Consider the following 23255-nt stretch of genomic DNA (forward strand, 5'->3'; position numbering starts at 1 on the left):
CGCGATGCCGCAGCAGCCCTCGTCCGGCGGGGCACCGCGACATCCGGTCAGTACAGCGTCGTCGCAGGTCGGCCTCTGACCGCCTCGGCCCGCCGTCGCCCTGCCGTCGGGTGATCGGGCTGCCGTCGGCCTGGGGTCGGGCTGCCGTCGGGTGGTCGGGCTGCGGTCGGGTGGGGCTTCTCAGGCTTCGAGCTGTTCGTTGAGCTTGGTGCGCAGCCTCAGCACCGCGCGGGTGTGGAGTTGGCAGACCCTGGATTCCGTCACGCCCAGGACCTTGCCGATCTCGGCGAGGGTCAGGTTCTCGAAGTAGTACAGCGTCACCACGACGCGGTCGCGTTCGGCGAGTTGCGCTATCGCGTCCGCCAGTTGGCGGCGGCTGTCCTGGTCGACCAGGGTGGCGATCGGGTCTTCCGCGCCCTCGTCGGGTAGTGACTCGGCGAGCGACGCGCCCGCGCCGCCGACGGTGCGGCCTGCGGCGATCAGCTCGTCCAAGGCGACCACGCTGGTGAGCTGGAGCTGCGCGTACAGCTCCCGCAGCTCGGCCAGGCCGATCTTGAGCTCGACGGCCAGCTCGCGATCGGTCGGCGTGCGCTGGAGGCTTGCGCCGAGGCGTTCCAGGGCTCGTTCGACGTCGCGGGCTCGGCTGCGGACGGATCGCGGAACCCAGTCCTGCGAGCGCAGGTCGTCCAGGATCGCGCCGCGAATGCGCTGCATGGCGTACGTCTCGAACTTCAGGCCGCGTTCGGGCTCGAACTTCTCGATCGCGTCGACCAAGCCGAAGATGCCGGACTGGATCAGGTCGGCGACGTCCACGTGCGCGGGCAGGCCGGTGCCGACCCGGCCCGCGACGTACTTCACCAGCGGCGCGTAGTGCAGCACCAGCCGGTCGCGCAGGACCTGCTGGTGCGACTGGCCATAGGTGTGCCAGAGCGCGATGATCCCGGCTTCCACGTCGTCGGCCGTGCGCGACTCGGACGCCGGGTGCGCCGGTCTGCCGGCGGACGCGGTCACGGCGTACCCGTTGTGCGGGCACACTTCGTCGGCGTGCGCGTCGGGCGCGGCCTCGCCTTCGGCGTGGTGACCGTTCGTCCCGGTCGGGGCGTGCGCAGCCGAATCGTGCGCCTCCGACGAGGTCCCGACGTGCGCGGCGGAAGGAGAGGTCACGGTTGCGGTCCGCGAACCTCCCCCTGCGACGTCAGGAACGGGGGTGGGTTCGGTCATGGATCGCCTTCAGCCGTTCGACGGTGACGTGTGTGTAGAGCTGAGTCGTTGCGAGCGTAGCGTGACCGAGAAGCTCTTGGACGGTGCGCAGGTCCGCTCCCCCTTCCAACAGGTGCGTGGCCGCGGTGTGGCGCAGGCCGTGCGGCCCGATGTCGGCCGTCTCGGGTACCGCACCCACTACATCGTGGACAACCCTCCTGGCGGTACGCGGATCCAGTCTGCCGCCGCGCGCGCCGACGAAAAGCGCTTTCTGTGAATGGGCGCTGACCAGGGACGATCGACCGTGTTCCACCCAGCGCCGTACTGCCCGTTCGGCCGGAACGCCGAACGGCACGGTGCGTTCGCGCCTGCCCTTGCCCAGAACCCGAATCACCCTTTGGGAGTAGTCGATGTCGTCGAGGTCGAGACCGCACAACTCGGCGACCCGGACGCCTGTCGCGTACAGCAACTCCACCACGGCTTGGTCACGCAGCGCAACCGGATCGCCCTGTTCCGCGCCTACTTCCGCGGCTGACATCGCGGCCTTCGCCTGCTCGGGACGCAACACCGCGGGCAGCGTGCGGTGCGGCCGGGGCGCGGCGAGCCGAGGGCCCGGATCGTCGGCGAGCAGTCCCGCCCGCGACGCCCAGGCGGTGAACGTCCGGGCGGCGGCCGCGCGCCGGGCCAACGTCGTCCGGCTCGCGCCCGCCGAGTGCTGGGCCGCCAGCCACGAGCGGAGGCCGGCCAGGTCGACCGCCTCCACCGTGGCGTCGGCAGCGGTGCCGGACGCCAGGTGGACCAGCAGGGAGACCACGTCGGCGAGGTAGGCGCGGACGGTGTGCGGCGACAGCGAGCGCTCCATCGCAAGATGACGTTCGTAACCGTCCAGGGCCGCCGACACGTCGCCAGGCAGCTCGCGACGCAGGCCGACAAGATCGACACGACGAGTCCGAGCGGGCGGCGGCGGGGACATAGCCCCAGACGCTGCGCCTCCGAACGCACTTGGTCAAGTATCGCCACGCCAACTCCCCTCATGAGAGCGCTTCCATCCAGTCTCGACCCGTTCCGCGAGCAGGGCCAGCTCCAACTGCGGCAACAACGCCCGGACCCTGGGCAGCTCGACGCCGGATTCGACCGCGACCGCCTCGGCACTGGCCCCGGAGCTGAGCGGGAGCGCTTCGAACACCCGCAACGCCTCACCGTGCGGCAGCTCGACCTCGGTGTTCCGCGTCGCTTCGACCAGATCCACCCCGAGCCGTCCGGTCGACTCGATGACCTCGGCGACGCTGCTCACGGCAAGCGCGTCCCCCGCCCGCAGCAGTTCGTGGCAGCCGGACGAGCTGGCGGACGTGATCGGCCCCGGCACCGCCATCAACACCCGCCCCAGGGCAGCGGTCGAGGCTGCGGTGTTCTTGGCGCCGCTGCGCTTGCCCGCCTCGACCACCACCGTCCCTTCCCCCAAAGCCGCGATGAGGCGGTTTCGGGTGAGGAAGCGGTGCCGGGCGGGCCGGTGCCCAGGCGGGTACTCGCTGACGATGAGACCGTGGTGCGGGATGCGTTCGAGCAACCCCTTGTGGCCATGGGGATAAGCGATGTCGACGCCACAGGCCAGCACGGCGATGGTCGGCCCGCCCGCGGTCAACGCCCCGCGATGGGCGGCCCCGTCGATGCCGTAGGCGGCGCCGGACACCACCGTGACACCGGCGTCGGCCAGCCCGAACCCGAACTCGGCCGCGACATGCTGCCCGTACCCGCTGGCCGACCGACTACCCACCACGGCAACCGCCCGCTCGGTGAGCTTGGCCAAGTCACCGTCTCCGCGAACCCACAACGCCAGCGGCTCCAACCCACACCGCAGCCCGTGCGCAGCGGCGACGGCGAGGGCGTTGAGCGGCCACTCGGGCCACTCGTCGTCTTCGGGGATGACCAGCCTGCCGCCGAGCCCGGAGACGGCGGCCAAGTCGTCCTCGGCCTTGTCCTCGGCCCGCCGAGCGGACGTCTGGCTGTCGACAGCACCGGGAACGTCACCCTGCCGAACGAGCCGAGCCGCCCGCACCGGCCCGACTTCGGCGACCAGGGCGGAGAGCGCGTTGGCCGGCGGCTCCGCGACGCGGGAGAGATAGGCCCGAGCCGACCGGACCTCGTCGTCACTCACGAGACACCGCCGACAACTACAGGCCGCCACGCACCGACCACCACACCCGGCCCCGCCGCGAACAGGTCCGCGCCGAGTTCCGGCACGGGGCGGGCCACGACGCGCAGCCGGTCTTCAGCCGGGACAACCAGGAATACGCAACACGGCCACAGAGCCAGCTCTTGCGCCGGTGCGCCCGCGAGCCACATCCCGGGCCGCAGGCGTCCAGATCGACGGAAGCGCAGGCCCGCCCTCGCCGCGTGACGCCGGCGCAGGGGGCGCATTCGCACTCGTTGCGCACGTCGGTATGGGGGTGGGGCTCGGCGGAGGGTTCGGAGGCACATCGGCACTCGTGCTCCGCGCCATGGCCGGCGGCGGTGGGTGCGGTGATGCCTTCACGTCCGGCTCGGAGGCGATTGACTGGGTCCTCAGCCGACCAGGCGTTTTCACGGTGGGGTGATCCGCCATCAAGGGTCGGGCTCGGCGCGGTGGCGGACGCGGTGGCCGGCGCGGTGGCCGGCGCGGTGATCGGTGTGGTTATCGGGTGGGTTGAGTGCTCGGCGCGGTGGCTGCGTCGGGGGCCTGAGTTGTCCCCGCCGCGTGCTGCCGTGGGGACGGGGGTGCTGTTGCCTCGTCGGAAATCTTCGCGGGTGTCGGCTGACGTCTTTGGCCAGTCGATGTGGTCAGGTCGGCGCGGCTCGGGTGCGACGCCGTTGGCGGGTGCCGAAAGTGGCTGGGTCGGTGGCGTCTTTGGGGGCTGAGGGTGAGGGGTGGGGCTTGTGGTCGGGTTGGGGGTGTTGAGGGCGACTAGGGCTGGGGTGGTGGGGGCTTCGTTGGTGCGGGTTGCTTGTTCGCCCCCTAGTGACCGTGGCAGCGGTGGGGGTGCCTTGGGTTCGTGGTGGTGTTGTTGCTTCGTGGGTTCGGGGGTGGGTGCGTTGTGGGGGTGAGGCGGTTCGTTGTCGGTGTTGGGGGTGTTGGGGGGTTCGTTGGTCATGGGGTGCCTCCGTTAGGGGTTTTCTGTGCCTTGGTGGGAGTGGGGCTGTCTGGGGGTTGTTGTCGAGGGTCTGCTTTTATTCGTTTTCCTGGTTGGCCCAGGGCCCAGCGGGTGCCGTCTTTGTGGTTCGCCAGGCGGCGGAGTCTTGGTCTGCCTGCGTAGGGGCCGTGGCGTAGGGATGGCGGGATAGTCGGGATCACTGGGGGTTGTGGGGGTTTCAGGCGGGTCAGTTTCGGGATCAGGGGGTGGGACGGCCAGGTGTTGTTGGTCATGACTTTCTCCTTTCTCGGAATTCCAGGGCCGCGGACACGTGGTCTGCGGTGGGTTGGTTGGTCTCGCCGAGGTCGGCCAGGGTCCAGGCCACTCGGAGGCATCTGTCCGCGCCTCGGCCCGTCAGGGCTCCTAGTGCCAGGGCTCGGTCGAGTAGCGTTGTCGCCTCTCGCGGTAGGCGGAACTCTCGCCTGAGGACCGGGCCTGGGACTTCGGCGTTGGTTCGCCAGCCGTGGGCTGCCCAGCGCTCCCGTGCCCTCGTCCTCGCCTTGAAGACTCGGGCGCGGACTACTTCCGTCGGTTCTGGTTCCGCTACCTCGGCGGCCATCATCACCGTCAATGGGCGCATCGTCACCCGGAGGTCCACCCGGTCCAGGAGTGGGCCGGAGAGTTTTGCTTGGTAACGGCGTTTTGCCGCGGGCAGGCAAATGCAGTCCAGGTCTTTCGGCGGAGCGCAGGGGCAGGGATTGGTCGCCAGGACCAACTGGAAACGTGCCGGGTATCTGGCTATTCCGTCCCTTCGGGCTATGCGCACTTCGCCTTCTTCCAGGCAGGTGCGCAGGGCCTCCAGGCTGCGCGCTCCGAATTCGCAGGCTTCGTCTATGAACAGGACTCCTTTGTGGGCGTGGCTCACCGCTCCGGGTTTGGCCAGACCGGTGCCTCCGCCGACCAGTGCCGCCGTCGAGGTGGACGGGTGCAGGGAGACGAACGGGGGTGTGCCGACCAGTGGGGTTTCCGGGGTCAGCAGGCCGGCGATGGAGTGAATCGCCGTCACCCCGATCGCCTCGTCCGTCGACAGCGGCGGCAGGAGGCTGACCAGGCGTTCGGCCAGCATCGTCTTCCCGGTGCCGGGTGGGCCGGTGAGCAGGATGTGGTGGCCGCCCGCCGCCGCCACTTCCAAGGCCCAGCGGGCCTCCGGCTGGCCCACCACGTCCGCCAGGTCCGGGCCGGAAGGTGCGGGTGGTGGCGCCAGGGACGGCGGCGGGGGTCGGGTCAGGGACGTGTCGTCGCCGTTCAGCCAGCCGATCACATCGGTGAGGGTCGCCGCGCCGTGCAGGGACAGGCCCTCCACCAAAGCGGCTTCCGGTAGGGACGCGGTGGGGACGACGGCCCTCGTCAGGCCGGCGCGGCGGGCTGCCATCAGGGCGGGCAGCACGCCTCGGACCGTGCGCACTCGGCCGTCCAGGGCCAGTTCGCCGATGAGGACGGTGCCGCTCAGGCGCTCCGCCGGGACCGCCTGCGAGGCCGCCAGCACCACGCAGGCCAAGGCGAGGTCGTAGCCCGATCCGCCTTTCGGCAGCGTCGCCGGGGACAGGCCGAGGGTCACGCGCTGGGTCGGCCAGTTGTGGTTGCTGTTGCGGACGGCGGCCTTCACTCGGTCCTTGGACTCGTGCAGCGCGGCGTCGGGCAGGCCCAGCAGTTGGGTGCGGACCGTGCCCGCGCCGACGTCCGCCTCGATCTCGACCGGCACCCCGTCCACGCCGAACAGGGCCACCGACCAGGCTCTGGCGAGTGCCATGTCAGGCACCTCGCACGTGGTGCAGGAGGATGGGACCGGAGCGCGGCCAGACGATGCCCACCAGGTCGCAGCGGATCCGCAGGCGGTTCAGGTCGTGGATCTCCCGCCAGCGCAGGGCCAGCGCCCGGACGCGGTCCAGCTTGGCCCGGGTCACGGCTTCCAGCGGGCTGCCGCGGCCAGGGCCCGAGCGGCACTTCACCTCGCAGACGACCAGTTGTGCCCGGTCGGTCGCGACGATGTCCAGCTCGCCCTCAGGGCACTGCCAGTTGCGCTGGAGCAGCTCCAGCCGCTCCTGGCGGCGCAGGTACTCGCAGGCGACGTGCTCGCCCAGTCTGCCCAGCTCCTGGGTGGTCCTCATGATCGGCTCCGGCTTCGGTGGGGGTCGTGTTGTGATCGACTGTGCCGAAGCGGATCGGGGGGAGCCAGGGGGTGATCGGGATCTGTGGACAGGTTTGCGGCCTGTGGACAAGTCGCTGCCGGCCGCTCCGACGGGGCCGGGGTGTCGGAGGGATGTGGTATCGGCCCGTAACGCCGTTAAGGGGCCCATCCGGGTGGATGAGCCCCTGTGGTGCAACGGCGATCAGGAGTTGAACGGACCGTCCTCTGGCAGCCTCAGGTCGGGCTTGTCCAGCTCTTCGACGTTGACGTCCTTGAAGGTGATCACCCGGACGTTCTTCACGAACCGGGCGGGCCGGTACATGTCCCACACCCAGGCGTCGGACATCCGCACCTCGAAGTAGACCTCGCCGTCCGCGTTGCGGACCTGCACGTCCACCGAGTTGGCCAGGTAGAACCGCCGCTCGGTCTCCACGACGAACGAGAACTGGCTGACGATGTCGCGGTACTCCTTGTACAGCGACAACTCCATCTCGGTCTCGTACTTTTCGAGATCCTCTGCACTCATCACGCCTCCGCGCGGGTAATCATCGAATCCGCGCCCCTCCTCGTCGCGAGCCTGCCACCGCTGGTCCGCGGCGATGTTCCATTCTGGACCACGGCGTCGGAAAGCACGTCACGCGCCACTCGGTGCGGCGGGGTCAACCCGTGCCGGGCTGCCGCCGACGCCACATTCGCATACGACCAGCGGTGCTCCGCGCTCGGCCCGTGCTCCAGCAGCGCGGCGCCGTGCTCGGGCGTGCTGTAGCCCTTGTGCACGTCGAATCCGTAGACGGGCAGTTCCTCGTGCATTCCGGTCATGATCCGGTCCCTGGTGACCTTCGCCAGCACCGACGCCGCCGCCACGCACGCGGCCACCCGGTCGCCCTTGACGACCGGCATGTTCGGCGCGGTCAGGCCCGGCACCCGGAAACCGTCGGTCAGCACGTACCCGGGGTGCGCGGACAACTGCGCCACGGCCCGCCGCATCCCCTCGATGTTCGCCACGTGCAGACCGATCAGGTCGACTTCCCATGCCGGGATCACGATCACCGCGTAGTCCACCGCCCGCTTCAGCACCAGGTCGTACATCCGGTCCCGCGCCAGGGCGGTCAGCAGCTTCGAGTCGGTCAACCCCTCGAACCGGGCCGCGTCACCGGGCTTGAGCACGCACGACGCCACCACCAGCGGACCGGCGCACGCACCGCGCCCGGCCTCGTCCACCCCGGCGACCGGCCCCAGGCCACGCCGGTCGAGCGCGGACTGGAAGGCCCAGATCCCCGCGGTCTGCCGAACCTGGGCGCGAGGCGGCTTGCGGATCACCACCCGACCCTATCCCAGCCGCGAACGCCGGATCCGCGCCCTCACCCGCCTGCCGACCAGCAGCACGGGCCACGCCGCCGCCACGCCCACCCCGGCCGGCGCGACGTCCTGCCACGCGGGCGCGCCCAGCGCCACGGCCTGCGGGTTGTGGTCGGACACGCCACCCCAGCGGGACGGCGGCAGCACGATCACCCGGGCCTTGCCCACCACGTTCTCCACCGGCACCAGCCCGCCGAGCCGTTTGTCGCCCTGGCACCGCGAGTCGCACGAGTCGTTCCGGTTGTCACCCATCACGAACAGGTACCCGTCCGGGATCTTCAGCTCCTCGAACGACTCCTGGAAGCTCCCGCGCGACGGCTCCCAGTACACGTACGGCTCGTCCAGCGGCTTGCCGTCGACCAGCACGCGGTTCTTGTCGTCGCAGCACTTCACGGTCTGCCCGCCGACCGCGATGATCCGCTTGACGAAGTCCTCCTCGCTCGCCGTCGGGATGCCGATCAGCGAGCCCAACCCCTGGAAGAACGACACCACCGGGTTCGCCGGCTCGGCGGGCGCGAAGTCCTGGTTCGTCCAGCTATCCGGACCGTGGAAGACGACCACCTCGCCCGCCGAGGGCTCGGTGAAGTCGTAGACCAGCTTGTCCACCAGCACCCGGTCGCCGAAGCACGGCGCGGCGCAGCCGTGCAGCGTCTGCTCCATCGACTCCGACGGGATCATGTAGACCCGCGCCAGGAACGTCTGGATCAGGAACGCCAGCCCGACCGCCACCACGACCAGGATCGGCAGCTCACGCCAGAACGAGCCCTTCCGCTTGGCCTTCTTCGAGCGCTCGCGGAACTCCTCGATCTTCTCCTCGTCGGAGGCGCGCTCGGGGTCCTCGTCGGACGAACCGCGGGAAGGTGCGACGTCTACCACTGGGTCAGCGTACCGATCCGGCCTGTGAGGCCCTGGTCAACCGCTTGCGGAGTTTCCGGCCGAGGAACACCACGGGCCACGCGGCGACCAGCCCCGCGCCGGCCGGGATGCCGGACTGCCACGCGGGCGCGTCCAGCGCCACCGCCTGCGCGTTGTGGTCGCCGATGCCTCCCCAGCGGGACGGCGGCAGCACGATCGCGCGCGCCTTGCCGATGACGTCCGACTCCGGCACGGTCCCGTTCACGCCGCCCCCGCCCTGCCGGCGCGAGTCGGTGGAGTTGGTGCGGTTGTCGCCCATCACCCAAAGCTGGCCCTCGGGCACCTTGACCGGTTCGAACGGGTCGTGGTCCGACGGGCTGGAGCCGGGCTGCCAGTAGATGTAGGGCTCGTCCAGCGGCTTGCCGTCGACCTTCAGCCGGTGCTGCTCGTCGCAGCACTCGACGGTCTGCCCGCCCACCGCGATGACGCGCTTGACGAAGTCCCGCTCGTCCGGCGGCGCGAGGCCGACCAGGGACAGACCGGATTGGAAAATTCGCACGATCGGGTTATCCGAACGAGGCGATTGGAAGTCGTTCGCGGTCCACGCCGGTGGTCCGCGGAACACGACGACCTCGCCCGGCTCGATGTCGGTGAAGTCGTAGACGAGCTTGTCCACCAGCACCCGGTCGCCGAAGCAGGGTGCCGTGCAGCCGTGCAGCGTCTGCTCCATCGACGCCGACGGAATCACGTACACGCGCGCGAGGAATGTCTGGATCAGGACGGTGAGCACGAGAGCCGTGCCCAGCAGCACGAGGATCTCGCGCCAGAGCGGGGCTTTTTTCTTCTGTTTGCCCTTACGGCCCGATGCCGAGTCCGCGGTGGACTCGGCATCGGGTTCCTGACCGTCTTCGTCAGCGGAGCTGTGCGCGGGTTCTGCCACGTGGGCAGGCTACTGGCTGCGCGTGAACCGGCCGTCAGGAGGCCGGCTTGGCCTCGCGCTTCTCCTTGATCTTGGCGGCCTTGCCGCGCAGGTCGCGCAGGTAGTAGAGCTTCGCCCGGCGGACGTCGCCGCGGGTGGCGACCTCGATCTCGGCGATGTTCGGGGAGTGCACCGGGAAGGTGCGCTCGACGCCGACGCCGAACGAGACCTTGCGGACGGTGAAGGTCTCGCGGATGCCGCCGTTCTGCCGGCGGATCACGACGCCCTGGAACACCTGGACCCGCTCGCGGGAGCCCTCGATGACGCGGACGTGGACCTTCAGCGTGTCGCCCGGCCGGAAGCTCGGGATGTCGGAGCGCAGCGACTGGGCGTCAAGAGCGTCCAGGGTGTTCATCGGTGGTCCGTCCTCGTCCTCACGTATACGTACTTCCCCGAGGCGCGAGACGTCTCAACTTGCACATCGCGCGGGGGCGGGCTTGCGGCGCACGCCGGACGACCCGGGTGCAGCAACCTGTCCAGTGTGCCAGATGGGTTGCGTCCCGACGAAATCGGGGCTATCGCAGCTCGTCCAGCAGCTTCCGGTCGTGCTTGTCCAAGGTGCCTTCGGGGAGGGCGTCGAGCAGTTCGGGGCGGCGCTCCCGGGTGCGGCGCAGCGACTGGTCGCGCCGCCAGCGGTCGATCGCCTTGTGGTTGCCGGACCGCAGCACCTCGGGCACCGGCAGGTCCCGCCACACCTCGGGCCGGGTGTACGAGGGGCCTTCCAGCAGGCCGTCGGAGAACGAGTCCTGCGCGGCCGACGCCGGGTTGCCCAGCACGCCGGGCAGCAGCCGGACCACGGCCTCCACCATGACCAGCACCGCGACCTCGCCACCCACCAGCACGTAGTCGCCGATGGACACCTCGTCCACGCGCATCCGCCGGGACGCGTCGTCCACGACGCGCTGGTCGATGCCCTCGTACCGGCCGCACGCGAACACCAGCCGGGGTTCGGCGGCGTACTCGTGCGCCAGCTCCTGGGTGAACGGCCGGCCGGCGGGCGTGGGCACGACCAGCCGAGGGGTCTCCCCCGCGCACACGGCGTCCAACGCCTCGCCCCACACCTGGGGCTTCATCACCATGCCGGGACCGCCGCCGTACGGGCTGTCGTCCACGGCCTTGTGCACGTCGTGCGTCCAGTCCCGCAGGTCGTGCACGTCGACGCTGATCAGGCCCTTGTCGATGGCCTTGCCGAGCAGCGCCGCGCGCAGCGGGTCCAGGTACTCCGGGAAGATCGTGACGACGTCAATCCGCATCGAGCAGGCCCTCGGGCGGGTCCAGCACGACGCGTCCGCCGGCCACGTCCACGGTCGGCACGATCTGCCGCACGAACGGCACCAGCACCTCGTCGGCCTCGCGGCGGATGACCAGCAGCTCGCCGCCCGGACCGTGCACGATCTCCAGCACGGTGCCGATCTCGGTGCCGTCGAGCAGCTCGGCCCGCAGGCCTTCCAGTTGGTGGTCGTAGAACTCGTCCGGGTCGCCGGTCGGCGGCAGGTCCTCGGTGCCCGCGAGCAGCAGCATGCCGCGCAGGGTCTCGGCGACGTCCCTGGTCAGGACCTCTTCGAAACGCACCAGCAGCCGCCCGGAGTGGTTCCGGGCGGCTGCGACGGTGAGGGTGCGGGACGTGCCGTCACGCAGCTTGCCGACCAGCGCCGAGCCGTGGGCGAACCGCAGCTCCGGCGAGTCGGTGCGCACGTCGACGGCGAGTTCGCCGCTGATCCCGTGCGCCTTGGCCACCCGGCCGACGACGACGTCCATGCGCGCGCTCAGCGGTCGGTGTCGACCACGTCGACACGCACGCCACGACCGCCGATGCCGGCCATCACGGTGCGCAGGGCGGTCGCGGTGCGGCCACTGCGGCCGATCACCTTGCCCAGGTCGTCCGGGTGGACGTGCACCTCCAGCGTACGGCCGCGCCGGGTCGTGACCAGGTTCACCCGGACGTCGTCCGGGTGGTCGACGATGCCCCGAACGAGGTGTTCGAGGGCGTCAGCCAACAAGCTCACGCCTCGTCCTTGGGAGCCTCGGCCTCGTCGGACTTCTTCGAGGCCTTCTTCTTCGGCGTGGTGGCCTCGGTCGTCGGCGCGTCACCGGCGGCGGCCAGCGCGGCGGCGAACAGGTCCGCCTTGCTGGGCTTGGGCTCCTTGACCTTCAGGGTGCCCTCGGCGCCCGGCAGGCCCTTGAACTTCTGCCAGTCGCCGGTGATCTCCAGGATGCGCTGGACGGACTCGGTCGGCTGCGCGCCGACGCCCAGCCAGTACTGCGCCCGGTCGGAGTCGACCGCGATGAACGACGGCTCCTCCTTCGGGTGGTACTTGCCGATCGTCTCGATGGCCTTGCCGTTGCGGCGGGTGCGCGCGTCGGCGACGACGATGCGGTAATACGGCTGACGGATCTTGCCAAGCCGCTGAAGCTTGATCTTGACGGCCACGGGTGTGGGTGCTCCTCAGGCTCTCGTTTGCTCAGGTGCGGGCGCTCCTCGCCCGCGTGGGGCACGGGTGGGAAAGCCCAAGTGTCTGGGCGCCATGGCACGGTGAGAGGGACCGACCGCGGCGAACAACAGGCCATTCTGCCAGACCGGCCTAGTCCACGACGAATCGCCCCAGCCGCACACCCGCTGCGGTGAGCGCTTTCCGCACTGATCGGGCGTGCTCTACGGCGCCTGGAGTGTCGCCGTGCAGGCAGATGGAGTCCACCTCCACCGCGATCGTCTCACCCGATATCGCGACGAGTTCACCGCGTCGGGCGAGCCGCAACACCTGGTTGAGCACGGCGTCGGAGCTGGTCAGGACCGCGCCGGGCCGGCTGCGCGGCACCAACGTGCCTTCGGGTGTGTACGCGCGGTCGGCGAACGCCTCGCGCACCGCGCGCAGGCCGACCCGTGCGGTGTGATGCAGCAGACGTGAGCCGGGCAGCCCGAGCACCGGCAGGTCGCCGAACGCCTTCACGCCGTTCACCACGGCTTCGGCCTGTGCGTCGTGGTGCACCGTCGCGTTGTACAAGGCCCCGTGCGGCTTCACGTAAGACACCCGGGTGCCGGCCGCGCGCGCACACGCTTCCAGGGCGCCGATCTGGTACAGCACCTCGTCGGCCAGCTCGGTCGGGTCGGCGTCGATGAACCTGCGGCCGAAGCCCGCCAGGTCGCGGTAGGACACCTGCGCGCCGACGGCGACACCCCGCTCAGCGGCCCGCGCGCATACCCGGCGCATGGTCGACGGGTCGCCCGCGTGGAACCCGCAGGCCACGTTCGCGCTGGTCACAACGTCGAGCAGGGCCTCGTCGTCACCCAGCCGCCAGATGCCGAAGCCCTCGCCGAGGTCGCTGTTCAGGTCGATCACGTGGGCATCACCCCGACCGACACGAGCAGCAGCGTCAGACCGGGCAGGAAGTTGTTGACCACGTGCGCCACGACGCTCGCGGTGAGCCGGCGGGTGATCAGGCGGGCGATGCCGATCGGCAGGGCGATCACGATCAGCAGCGACGTGCGCAGCGGCTCCAGGTGGCTGGCCGCGAAGATCAGCGTGGTGAGCACGAACGCGGCCCACTGGCTCCAGCCCTGGCGTTCGATCGCGCCCCACAGCAGGCCCCGGTAGATCAGCTCCTCGCAGATCGGGCCCACGAAGCAGACGTAGAGGAACATCGCGATCGCGGCGGACAGCGGCAGTGCCGCGCCGTCCACCAGCTCGCCGATCGCGGACGTCGCGTTCTGGTCGCCGACGACCCTCGACCAGACCAGCGCGGCCAGGTAGGTAAGCACGAGCCCGAGCAGGCCCAGCTTGAGCCCGATCTTCACGTCCGCCCAGTTCCAGCCCAGCCGCAGGTCCACCAGCGGGCCGTTGCCGCGCACGCGGGTGATCACCACGGCGACCACCGCGGCCAGCACGGTGGGGACCATCGAGCCGATCAGGATGAACGCCACCGACGTGCCGATATCCGTGCCGGAGGTGCGCGCGACCGCAGTGATGAACACGGCGGACAACACGAACACCGCCACGACCAATAGGAACGCGCCAAAACCCCAACGCTGCCCGGCCGGAGAGGGCGACGGCTCACGGCCGACCGCCCGGACGCCGGCGATCAGCCCTGTCGGGGGTTCATCCGGAGGGTTCACAGCAAACACCCTAGTCAGGGGGCGCTTGCGGACGGATAGTCGGCGGAGGCGAAAGAAGCCGCGGTGCGCCCGAACGAGCGCTACGCGCGGTATGTCAGTGGATGCGTCCGCGCAGCATGACCAGCGACGGGTGCCGCAGCGCGGCCAGGTCCTCGCGGGGATCGTCCCGGTACACGACGATGTCCGCCGCCGCGCCTTCCACGAGCGACGGGAAGCCCAGCCACTCCCGCGCCGACCAGGACGCGGCGGCCAGGGCGTCGTGCCGGGACAGCCCGACCGCGTGCAGGGCCTGGATCTCGTCCACGATCCGGCCGTGCCGGATGCCGCCGCCCGCGTCGGTGCCCGCGTAGACGGGGACGCCGGCCTCGATCGCCGACGCGATGGTGGCCTTGTTGCGCTCGTACAGCGCACGCATGTGGGTGGCGTACGCCGGGAACTTCTCCGCGCCCGCCGAGGCGATGTCCGGGAAGTTCTCGATGTTGATCAGCGTCGGGACCAGCGCGGTGCCGGCCGCCGCCATGGTGGCGATGGTGTCGTCGGTCAGCCCGGTGCCGTGCTCGACGCAGTCGATGCCCGCCGCCAGCAGTCCGGGCAGGGAGTCCTCGCCGAACACGTGCGCGGTGACCCGCGCGCCGCCGTCGTGCGCGACCTTGATCGCCTGGGTGAGCACGTCGTCCGACCACAGCGGGGCCAGGTCGCCGGTGCCGCGGTCGATCCAGTCGCCGACCAGCTTGACCCAGCCGTCGCCGTTCGCGACCTGCTCGGCCACGGCGGAGGGCAGGTCCTGCTCGTCCTCGATCTCGACGCCCAGGTACTTGATGTACCGCTTGGGCCGGGCCAGGTGCCGGCCCGCGCGGATGATCCGGGGCAGGTCCAGGCGTTCCTGCAACGGCCGGGTGTCCAGCGGCGAGCCGCAGTCCCGGATCAGCAGCGTGCCCGCGTCCCGGTCGACCAACGCCTGCTCGACCGCTTCGGGCAGGTCGACCGGGCCCTTGGCGCCCAGGCCGACGTGGCAGTGCGCGTCGACCAGGCCGGGCACCAGGTAGCCGCCGTCCACGACCGTGCGCGCGCCCGGCACCGGCTGGGTGCGGACGCGGCCGTTGACCACCCACAGGTCACGCGGGTCGCCGCCGTCGGGCAGCACGACCCCGCGCAGGTGGAGACCGCTCACTTGCCGAACTTCAACTTCGACGGGTCGAACCCGGGCGGCAGTTGGTCCAGGCTGCCCAGCCCCGGCGGCAGCTCGGGCATCCCGCCACCGGTCATCCCCGGAGGCATCCCGCCCGGCAGCATGCCCGGGAAGCCGCCGCGGACCTTCGGCTGCGTGGGACCGCGCCCCTTGCCCTTCTTGCCCTTCTTCCCCTTGCCCTTGCGGGTGTTCTTGCCGCCCGGCAGCCCGAACCGGCCCGCCATCTGCGACATCATCTTGCGTGCTTCGAAGAACCGGTTGACCAGGTCGTTCACATCGCTGACCCGGACGCCCGAGCCGTTCGCGATGCGCAGCCGGCGGGACGCGTTGATGATCTTCGGGTCGTCCCGCTCGGCGGGCGTCATGCCGCGGATGATGGCCTGCACGCGGTCCAGGTGCTTCTCGTCCAGGTTGGCGAGCTGGTCCTTCATCTGGCCGGCGCCGGGCAGCATGCCGAGCAGGTTCGCGATCGGGCCCATCTTGCGCAGCGCGAGCATCTGCTCCAGGAAGTCCTCCAGCGTCAACTGGCCGGACCCCATCTTCACCGCGGCGGCCTCGGCCTGGTCGGCGTCGAACGCCTGCTCGGCCTGCTCGATCAGGGTGAGCATGTCGCCCATGCCGAGGATCCGCGACGCCATCCGGTCCGGGTGGAAGACGTCGAAGTCCTCCAGCTTCTCGCCGTTGGACGCGAACAGGATCGGCTGGCCGGTCACCTCGCGGACGCTCAGCGCGGCGCCACCGCGGGCGTCGCCGTCGAGCTTGGTCAGCACGACACCGGTGAAGCCGACACCGTCGCGGAACGCGGTCGCCGTGTTCACGGCGTCCTGGCCGATCATCGCGTCGACCACGAACAGCACCTCGTCGGGCTGCACGGCGGCGCGGATGTCGACGGCCTGGCGCATCATCTCCTCGTCGACGCCCAGCCGGCCGGCCGTGTCGACGAGGACGACGTCGTGCTGCGCCCGCCTGGCCTCGTCGATACCGCGCCGGGCCACGTCCACGGGGTCGCCCACGCCGTTGCCGGGCTCGGGGGCGAACACCGGCACCCCGGCCCGCTCACCGACGACCTGCAACTGCGTGACGGCGTTGGGTCGCTGGAGGTCGCAGGCGACGAGCATCGGCGTGTGTCCCTGCCCGCGCAGCCACTTGGCGAGCTTCCCGGCCAGCGTCGTCTTACCCGCGCCCTGGAGACCCGCGAGCATGATCACCGTGGGCGGGTTCTTGGCGAGGTTCAGCCGGCGCGTCTCGCCGCCGAGGATGCCGATCAGCTCCTCGTTGACGATCTTGACCACCTGCTGGGCGGGGTTCAGCGCCTGCGAGACCTCGGAGCCCTTGGCGCGCTCCTTGACCTTCGCGATGAACGTCCGCACCACGGGCAGCGCGACGTCGGCCTCCAGCAGCGCCACGCGGATCTCGCGCGCGGTGGCGTCGATGTCGGCCTCGGACAGCCGCCCCTTGCCCCGCAGGTTCTGCAAGACGGAGGTGAGCCGGTCGGAAAGGGTGTTGAACACGATGCCGCCAGACCTCGCACGTCGTCGGACCATTGACTACCTGCCAGGGTAGCCGTTCGCACCCACCGACAGTCGCAGGCGGTCGGCGCGGGTGAGCACGGTCAACGCCTGCCACCCACGCGGGGCCTTGCCTTCGGCGAACCGCTTGCGCAACTGCTCGGCCCGCCGAACGTGCCGCGCGAAGGACCCCCGCCGGATCAACCGCCCCCGCCGCACCTGCCCGGACAGCGCCTCCTCGGGACTGGCGTCGAGCCAGAGGAAGTGCCGGGGCCGATTGCTGACGAACCCGACGGCAACCAGCCCGGCCCGCGTCGTCGGCCGCGTGGACGGCTCGTGCACCAGGAGGAGCCCCGCCGCCGTGACCGCGAACCAGAGGATGCGCAGCCGATGGACCAGGTGGACCAGGGGCCGGTAGAAGCGGTACGGCAGTGACGCGGGCAACACACCCCGGAGGTATCCGCGCACTTGGTCGGAGTCCAACACGACGGCAGACGCACCCCCGGTGTCCACCCCGGCGAGCAACGTCGTCTTACCCGCACCAGGCAGTCCGGCCAGCACGACGAGGGCTCGCGGCGCTACGGCGACGGCGGTCATCGCATCCATACTAAAGAGACGTTTCGGACCCGCAGGAGTTCCACTCCCAAACCGCCACCGAATCGACTACTCCCGATTGCCCCGACGCCTCCCCGGAGGCATGCCCCGAGGGCGGCCCAACCCCTCAGTGGGCCGCCCCCGGACCTTTCGTCGGTGACGCTCCCTCCGCCCAACCCCGGCGGCCCCCGCGTCACAGCCAGAAGCCTGCCCGCCGAGAACGACCAGGGGCAGCGTGAGCACCCGCTATAGGTTGTGCGTAGACCTACGCAATTCAGCGGGCGGCGCCCAACACCACCCGCTCGATCTCGGCCCGCGACACCGCGTCCAGCACTCCCGAACCGGTGATCGCGAACGAGTCGACCACAGTAGAGCCCAATGTGGACACCCGAGCCCAGACAACGTCCACTCCGGACCGCTCCAACGCATCCGCCACCCGGTGCAGCAACCCGATCCGATCCGCCGCCCGCAACTCCAGCACCACCGCCCCGCTCGACTCGTCGAACCACAGCACCTTCGGCGGCGGCGGGCCCAACGGCGGGCCGCCGTAGTCCCGTTCCTTCACAGCGAGCTTCTCCGCCAGAGCCAACGACCCGTCGACCGCCCGGGTCAACTGCTCGCGCAGCAGGCTCACCTCGGGCAGAGACCCGAACCGGGGCGACACCGTGAACACGTCCACCGCGGCCCCCTCATGGGACCGCAGCACGGCCGAGTGCACCTCCAGCGAGTTCAACGCCAGCACGCCCGCCGCCCGTGACAGCAGCCCCGGACGGTCCGGAGCGACCACGGTCACCGCAGCGAAGTGGTCGTGCGCGTCGATCAGCACGTCGGGTTTGCCGGAGACCGACACCGCCGCCGCCAGGTCCCGCTGACGCCGGTCCAACGGCTCGGGCTCGGGCAACGGGTCGCCCGCCATGGCCGTCCGGCACCGCGCCACCAGGTCGTTGATCAGCGAAGCCTTCCAGGCCGACCACACACCCGGCCCGGTCGCCAGCGCGTCCGCCTCCGCCAGCGCGTGCAGCAGCTCCAGCAGCACCGGGTCGCCGCCGAGCGTGTCGACCACCCGCCGCACGGTCGTCTCGTCCTCCACGTCCCGCCGGGTGGCGGTGTGCGGCAGCAACAGGTGGTGCCGGACCAGCGCGCTCACCGTGACGACATCCTGCGGCCACAGGCCCAGGCGCTCGGCCACCTGCGTGGTCAGGGCCGCTCCGACCTCGGAATGGTCCTGCTCCCGCCCCTTGCCGATGTCGTGCAGCAACGCGCCCAGCAGCAACAGGTCCGGCCGTGACACCCGCGTCACCAGCCGCGCCGCGTGGGCGGTCGCCTGGACCAGGTGCCGGTCCACGGTCCACATGTGCGCCGCGTCGCGTGGCGGCAGGTCGCGCACCGCGCCCCACTCCGGGAACAGCCGACCCCACAAACCGGTCCGGTCCAGTGCCTCCACCACGTCGACCAGCCCGGAGCCGCTGCCCAGCAACGCCAGCAGCTCGTCACGTGCCTCGCGTGGCCAGGGGCGGCGCAGTTCGGGCGCGGAATCGGCCAGCTTCGACAACGTCCCGGCCGCGATGGGGTGCTTGCTCCGCGCGGCGGCGGTGGCGACTCGCAGCAGCAACGCCGGGTCGCGGCTCGGCATGGCGTCACGGGCCAGCGCCACCTCGGTCCCGTGCAGCACGACGCCCTCGTCCAACGGCCGCCGGGCAGGTGTCCGCCGCAGCGGGGAACGGGCGAACACACCCAGCCCGCGCCTGGGCACGGCCGCACGCGCCGCACGCATGGCCACGTCCACCGCGTACACGATCGTGCGCGCGGCCGATGACGTCGCACGGGCCAGCGCGAACCGGTCCGCCAGACCCAGTGCCGACGCGACTTCGTCACCGTCCTGCGCCCGCAACACGTCACGCGGACGGCGGGCGACCCTGCGCAACTCGGTGCGCACGTCCAACAGCAACACCCGAGCCTCGTCGACCTCGGCGGAAGCCCGATCGGTCAACTGCGCGACGGACAGCGCGTCCAGCAGGGTCAGGTCCCGCAGCCCGCCCCGACCGTGCTTCAGGTCCGGCTCGACGCGGTGCGCGATCTCCCCGCTGCGCGCCCAGCGGCGCTGCGCCGACTCGGCCATCTCGTCCAGCCGGGTCCGCACACCCGAGCGCCACGCCTGCCGCGCGCTCTCCGCGAGCCGCCCGCTGATCTCCGGGTCGCCCGCGAGGTGCCGGATGTCCAGCAGCCCCGACGCGGTCCGCAGGTCCCCGGCCGCGACGCGCAGGGCCTCGCCCACGGTCCGCACCGAGTGGTCCAGGCCGATGCCGGAGTTCCACAGCGGGTACCAGAGCTGCTCGGCCACTTCATCCACGCCCTTGTGCCCGTTGTGCACCAGGACCAGGTCGAGGTCCGAGTAGGGCACCAGCTCGCGCCTGCCCAGTCCCCCGACGGCGACCAGGGCCAGTCCGCTGCCCGGCCCGCCGACGCCCGCCTGCGCGGCGTGCGCGGTGAGCCAGAACTCGTGCAGGTCCGTCAAAGCCTCGCGCAGCGGCTCGCCCGTCAGCCGGCGGCGACCTGGCGCGAGCAGGCGGTCACGTGCCCGCACCAGGTCGTCAGCCGTGACGACGGCCGTCTCGGTGTGCTCCATCACGGCCGTCTCCCGTTCCCTACAGAGCGTCGGATCCGCGCTCCCCGGTCCGCACCCGGACGACCGCCTCCACCGGGGTCACCCAGACCTTGCCGTCGCCGATCTTCCCGGTGCGGGCGGCCTCCACGACCGCGTCCAGCACCTTGTCGACGGCGGCGTCTTCGATCAGCACCTCGACGCGCAGCTTCGGCACGAAGTCCACGGCGTACTCGGCGCCCCGGTAGACCTCGGTGTGGCCCTTCTGCCGGCCGTAGCCCTGGACCTCGCTGACGGTCATGCCGAGCACGCCCAGTTGCTCCAGCGACGCCTTCACGTCATCGAGCGTGAACGGCTTGATGATCGCGGTGACCAGCTTCATGACTTGGTGCTCCCCTCAAGGACCGCGGTCGCGCCGGCGGCCACGCCGGGCTTGGTGTGGCCACGCGAACCGGACAGGCCGCTGCCGAACTCGTACGCCGTCTCCGCGTGCTCGGCCTCGTCTATGCCGCCGATCTCGGACTCCTCGTCGGCGCGGAAGCCGACGGTCAGCTTGACCAGGTAGCCGAGGACCAGGCTGAGCGCGAACGAGTACGCGAGCACGGCGAGCGCGCCCACCGCCTGCCGCCACACCTGGTCCACGCCGCCACCGTAGAAGAGCCCGTCGACCCCCGCAGGGGCCGCGCCGCTGGCGAAGAAGCCGATCAGGATGGTGCCGGACAGACCGCCGACCAGGTGCACGCCGACCACGTCGAGCGAGTCGTCGAAGCCGAAGCGGTACTTCAGGCTGACGGCCAGGGCGCACAGCGCGCCGGTGATCGCGCCGATCCCGATGGCGCCCAACGGGGTGACGGCGGAACACGCCGGGGTGATCGCGACCAGTCCGGCGACGATGCCCGAGGCGGCGCCCAAGGTGGTCGCGTTGCCGTCTCGGACGCGTTCCACGGCCAGCCAGGCGAGCATCGCGGCGCAGGTCGCGACCAGGGTGTTGACGAACGTGACGCCGGCCGTGGTGTTCGCGGCGAGGGCGGAGCCCGCGTTGAACCCGAACCAGCCGAACCACAGCAGGCCCGCGCCCAGGACGACCAGCGGCAGGCTGTGCGGCTTCATGCGGTCCCTGGGCCAGCCGACGCGCTTGCCCAGGACGATCGCCAGCGCGAGACCCGCCGCGCCGGCGTTGACGTGCACGGCCGTGCCGCCCGCGAAGTCGATGGCGAGGAGCTTGTTGGCGATCCAGCCGCCGGGGTCCACGACGTTGCCGGCGGCGTCCTTGCCGTCGAAGTCGAACACCCAGTGCGCGACCGGGAAGTACACGAGCAGCGACCACAGCCCGGCGAACAGCAGCCACGGCCCGAACCGGGCGCGGTCCGCGATCGCGCCCGAGACCAGGGCGACGGTGATGATCGCGAACATCGCCTGGAAGCCGACGAAGACCGTGGTCGGGATGGTCCCCGACAGCGCGTCCTTGCCCAGCAGGCCGTCCAGGCCGAAGAACTCGAACGGACTGCCCAGCAGCCCGGCCCCGACATCGGCGCCGAACGCGGTGGAGTAGCCGACCAGCACCCAGAGCACACCGACCACGCCGATCGCGCCCAGGCTCATCATCATCATGTTGAGCACGCTCTTGGACCGGACCATGCCTCCATAGAAGAAGGCGAGGCCGGGCGTCATCAGCAGCACCAGTGCGGAGCTGGTGAGCAACCAGGCGGTGTCCCCTGTATCCACGTCGACCTCCACTGCACGTCGGTTGCAGGGAGCATCGGGACGTCCTGTTTCGCCGGGCCGCGTGCCAGGTTTCACGCGGGTGAACTGTCCCCGTCCTGGTGTTACGGGCACGTTTCGCGTGGTTGAAGCGAACGCTCTCGCCGCCGGCCGGGCGACCACGGCGGGTCGTCGCCGGATCGCGAAAGGGGCCGCTCCTCGTCCGGAAGACGGAAGCGGCCCCTTTCGTGGCTGCTACTTGCCCCAGCCCGGCAGACCGGGCTTCGGGCCGACCGGGAGGTGAGGCGTCCCGGCACTGGACGCGGTCAGAGCCGGCGGCTCGACGGCGGCGCAGCGGGTGCCGTGACGGGGCACCTTCCGCTCGATCAGGTAGGAGTCGGTGGCGCCCCGCGTGCAGGCGCTGCGGTCGTAGACGCCGTGGCCCCAGCCTTCATAGGTCAGCAGGACCGTGGTGTCGCGGCTCTGCCGGTGAGCGCCGACCGCCCACTCGTAGCCGGTGGCCGGGTCGTGCAGGGCGTTCAGCATCAGGATCTTCGGCGCGTCCTCGATGCGCAGGCGGTGCTGCGGGTTGTTGACCTTCTCCGGCAGGCCGACGCAGCCGGCGAGCGCATAGTGGCCCAGGGACGAGCCGCGCATGTGCGGCGCGATCCGGTTCGCCTGCCGCACCAGGGCCGAGAACTCGCGGTGGTCGCGCACGGGCAGCGACCAGTCCTCGCAGAACACGGCCGGGAACGGGTTGTTCACGAGTTCGTCCGCGAAGGCCCGCGGGGACGCCTTGCCGGCGCCCAGCGCGACCAGCCAGTCCGCCAGGTTTCCCCAGTCCGGGCCGTAGAACGCGCTGAACGCGTTGTCGATGATCAGGTCGGCCGGGATCTTGCGGGTCGGGTCGCCGGGCGCGGTGACCTCACCGCGGTCCGCCTTCGCCAGCAGCTCGTCCCAGACCTTCGCCACGTCCTGGCCGTGCAGCGCGCACGACGCCGTCCGGTCGCACCACTTCACGAACTCGGTGAACGAGTCCTCCGCGGTGCGGGCCTCGGTCTCGTTGAACCCCCACGTGCCGAGGCTGTGGTCCATGTTGGAGTCGATCACCATGGTCCGGATGTTGCGGCCGTAGCGCTCGGCGTACTGCTGGCCGATCAGCGTGCCGTACGAGACCCCGTAGTAGTTGATCTTGCGCTCGCCCAGGGCGCGGCGCAGGGCGTCGATGTCGTCGACCACGCTGATGGTGTCGGCGTGGTCGTAGATCGGGCCGCTGTTCTTGCGGCAGTCGGCCGCCAGCTCGCGGTTGTACGCGCCGAGCGCCTCGAACTCCGCCTGGTTCGCCGGGTAGAGCGACGGCTGCTTCTGGAGCACGTCCAGTGAGCACTGCACCGGCTGGGTCCGGGCCACGCCGCGCGGGTCGAAGCCGATGATGTCGAAGCGCTCCTGCACCTCCGGGCTGAAGTAGCGGTTGGCGCCCAGGGCGAAGTTGACGCCGGAGCCGCCGGGGCCGCCGGGGTTGATCACCATGATGCCGATGCGCTTGGCCGGGTCGGTGGCCTTGCGGCGCGCGACGGCGAGGTCGAACTTCTCGCCGCGGGGCTTGGCCCAGTCGATCGGCAGTCTCAACGTGCCGCACTCGACCTCGGCGATTTCCCGACACGGCTTCCAGTCGATGGCCTGCAGGTCCGCGCCACGCGTGTCCGCGGAGTCCGCCGGGTCCGCCGACGCGAACGACGTCATGCCGACGACGAGCGCGAAGGCCGAGCCGACACCGCCTAACGTTCGGATGATCGGTCGCACAGGTTCCTCCCTAGTTCCTGGCACCCTGATGGGTGACCGCAGGCTTTCAGTGGGTGACC

General features: G+C 70.8%; 23 protein-coding genes. All 23 read right to left on the minus strand.

Annotation, left to right across the window (positions count from 1 at the left end):
- Positions 1-180: 180 nt before the first annotated feature.
- The 23 genes from ACQPZF_RS33940 to ACQPZF_RS34050 all read right to left on the minus strand — a co-directional run bounded on the left by ACQPZF_RS33940 (position 181) and on the right by ACQPZF_RS34050 (position 23196).
- The gene (locus tag ACQPZF_RS33940) at positions 181-1221 is read right to left on the minus strand and encodes a FliA/WhiG family RNA polymerase sigma factor (RefSeq protein WP_433264046.1); all 1041 of its coding nucleotides are present in this window, start codon (positions 1219-1221) and stop codon (positions 181-183) included.
- Positions 1196-2173, minus strand: a complete 978-nt coding sequence (locus tag ACQPZF_RS33945; protein ID WP_433264048.1) for a tyrosine recombinase XerC — start codon at positions 2171-2173, stop codon at positions 1196-1198. Before ACQPZF_RS33945 ends, ACQPZF_RS33940 begins: the two co-directional genes overlap by 26 nt.
- A 33-nt stretch (positions 2174-2206) precedes the next feature.
- Positions 2207-3355: a DNA-processing protein DprA gene (dprA, locus tag ACQPZF_RS33950; protein ID WP_433264050.1), complete on the minus strand. Its 1149-nt coding sequence runs from the start codon at positions 3353-3355 to the stop codon at positions 2207-2209.
- A 1241-nt stretch (positions 3356-4596) separates the two neighbouring features.
- Positions 4597-6117, minus strand: coding sequence for a YifB family Mg chelatase-like AAA ATPase (locus ACQPZF_RS33955; protein ID WP_433264052.1), 1521 nt, complete (start codon positions 6115-6117; stop codon positions 4597-4599).
- A gap of 1 nt (position 6118) precedes the next feature.
- On the minus strand, positions 6119-6475 hold the full coding sequence (locus ACQPZF_RS33960) for a YraN family protein (protein WP_433264053.1): 357 nt from the start codon (positions 6473-6475) through the stop codon (positions 6119-6121).
- Between the two features lie 222 nt (positions 6476-6697).
- Positions 6698-7021, minus strand: coding sequence for a DUF2469 domain-containing protein (locus ACQPZF_RS33965; RefSeq protein ID WP_015104440.1), 324 nt, complete (start codon positions 7019-7021; stop codon positions 6698-6700).
- The gene (locus tag ACQPZF_RS33970; RefSeq protein WP_433264055.1) at positions 7021-7815 is read right to left on the minus strand and encodes a ribonuclease HII; all 795 of its coding nucleotides are present in this window, start codon (positions 7813-7815) and stop codon (positions 7021-7023) included. The genes ACQPZF_RS33965 and ACQPZF_RS33970 overlap by 1 nt, the downstream gene beginning before the upstream one ends.
- Positions 7816-7824: 9 nt before the next feature.
- Positions 7825-8730: a signal peptidase I gene (lepB, locus tag ACQPZF_RS33975; RefSeq protein WP_433264057.1), complete on the minus strand. Its 906-nt coding sequence runs from the start codon at positions 8728-8730 to the stop codon at positions 7825-7827.
- A gap of 4 nt (positions 8731-8734) precedes the next feature.
- A complete protein-coding gene (lepB, locus tag ACQPZF_RS33980) occupies positions 8735-9649 on the minus strand; it encodes a signal peptidase I (protein ID WP_433264059.1) in 915 nt (304 codons plus the stop codon).
- 34 nt (positions 9650-9683) lie between these two features.
- Positions 9684-10043, minus strand: coding sequence for a 50S ribosomal protein L19 (gene rplS / locus ACQPZF_RS33985; RefSeq protein ID WP_184690378.1), 360 nt, complete (start codon positions 10041-10043; stop codon positions 9684-9686).
- Between the two features lie 160 nt (positions 10044-10203).
- Positions 10204-10941: a tRNA (guanosine(37)-N1)-methyltransferase TrmD gene (gene trmD, locus ACQPZF_RS33990; RefSeq protein ID WP_433264061.1), complete on the minus strand. Its 738-nt coding sequence runs from the start codon at positions 10939-10941 to the stop codon at positions 10204-10206.
- A complete protein-coding gene (gene rimM / locus ACQPZF_RS33995; RefSeq protein WP_433264063.1) occupies positions 10931-11446 on the minus strand; it encodes a ribosome maturation factor RimM in 516 nt (171 codons plus the stop codon). The genes trmD and rimM overlap by 11 nt, the downstream gene beginning before the upstream one ends.
- Positions 11447-11454: 8 nt before the next feature.
- Positions 11455-11694, minus strand: coding sequence for an RNA-binding protein (locus ACQPZF_RS34000; protein ID WP_015104447.1), 240 nt, complete (start codon positions 11692-11694; stop codon positions 11455-11457).
- On the minus strand, positions 11691-12119 hold the full coding sequence (rpsP, locus tag ACQPZF_RS34005; RefSeq protein ID WP_433264066.1) for a 30S ribosomal protein S16: 429 nt from the start codon (positions 12117-12119) through the stop codon (positions 11691-11693). Before rpsP ends, ACQPZF_RS34000 begins: the two co-directional genes overlap by 4 nt.
- Positions 12120-12270: 151 nt before the next feature.
- Positions 12271-13026, minus strand: a complete 756-nt coding sequence (locus ACQPZF_RS34010; protein WP_433264067.1) for a LamB/YcsF family protein — start codon at positions 13024-13026, stop codon at positions 12271-12273.
- Entirely contained in the window at positions 13023-13799 is a 777-nt protein-coding gene (locus ACQPZF_RS34015) for a lysostaphin resistance A-like protein (protein WP_433264069.1), read from the minus strand. The genes ACQPZF_RS34010 and ACQPZF_RS34015 overlap by 4 nt, the downstream gene beginning before the upstream one ends.
- A 94-nt stretch (positions 13800-13893) precedes the next feature.
- The gene (locus ACQPZF_RS34020; protein WP_433264071.1) at positions 13894-14970 is read right to left on the minus strand and encodes an amidohydrolase family protein; all 1077 of its coding nucleotides are present in this window, start codon (positions 14968-14970) and stop codon (positions 13894-13896) included.
- Positions 14967-16499, minus strand: a complete 1533-nt coding sequence (gene ffh / locus ACQPZF_RS34025; protein ID WP_433264073.1) for a signal recognition particle protein — start codon at positions 16497-16499, stop codon at positions 14967-14969. Before ffh ends, ACQPZF_RS34020 begins: the two co-directional genes overlap by 4 nt.
- A gap of 36 nt (positions 16500-16535) precedes the next feature.
- Complete coding sequence (locus ACQPZF_RS34030) at positions 16536-17093, minus strand: AAA family ATPase (RefSeq protein WP_433264075.1); 558 nt, start codon at positions 17091-17093, stop codon at positions 16536-16538.
- Positions 17094-17364: 271 nt separating this feature from the next.
- Positions 17365-19716: a [protein-PII] uridylyltransferase gene (locus ACQPZF_RS34035; RefSeq protein ID WP_433274836.1), complete on the minus strand. Its 2352-nt coding sequence runs from the start codon at positions 19714-19716 to the stop codon at positions 17365-17367.
- Positions 19717-19735: 19 nt separating this feature from the next.
- Entirely contained in the window at positions 19736-20074 is a 339-nt protein-coding gene (locus tag ACQPZF_RS34040) for a P-II family nitrogen regulator (RefSeq protein ID WP_433264077.1), read from the minus strand.
- The gene (locus ACQPZF_RS34045; RefSeq protein ID WP_433264079.1) at positions 20071-21417 is read right to left on the minus strand and encodes an ammonium transporter; all 1347 of its coding nucleotides are present in this window, start codon (positions 21415-21417) and stop codon (positions 20071-20073) included. Before ACQPZF_RS34045 ends, ACQPZF_RS34040 begins: the two co-directional genes overlap by 4 nt.
- Before the next feature lie 231 nt (positions 21418-21648).
- Positions 21649-23196, minus strand: coding sequence for an alpha/beta hydrolase (locus ACQPZF_RS34050; RefSeq protein ID WP_433264081.1), 1548 nt, complete (start codon positions 23194-23196; stop codon positions 21649-21651).
- Between the last annotated feature and the right edge of the window lie 59 nt (positions 23197-23255).

The sequence above is a fragment of the Actinosynnema sp. CS-041913 genome (assembly GCF_050942485.1).
Classification (GTDB): Bacteria; Actinomycetota; Actinomycetes; order Mycobacteriales; family Pseudonocardiaceae; genus Actinosynnema.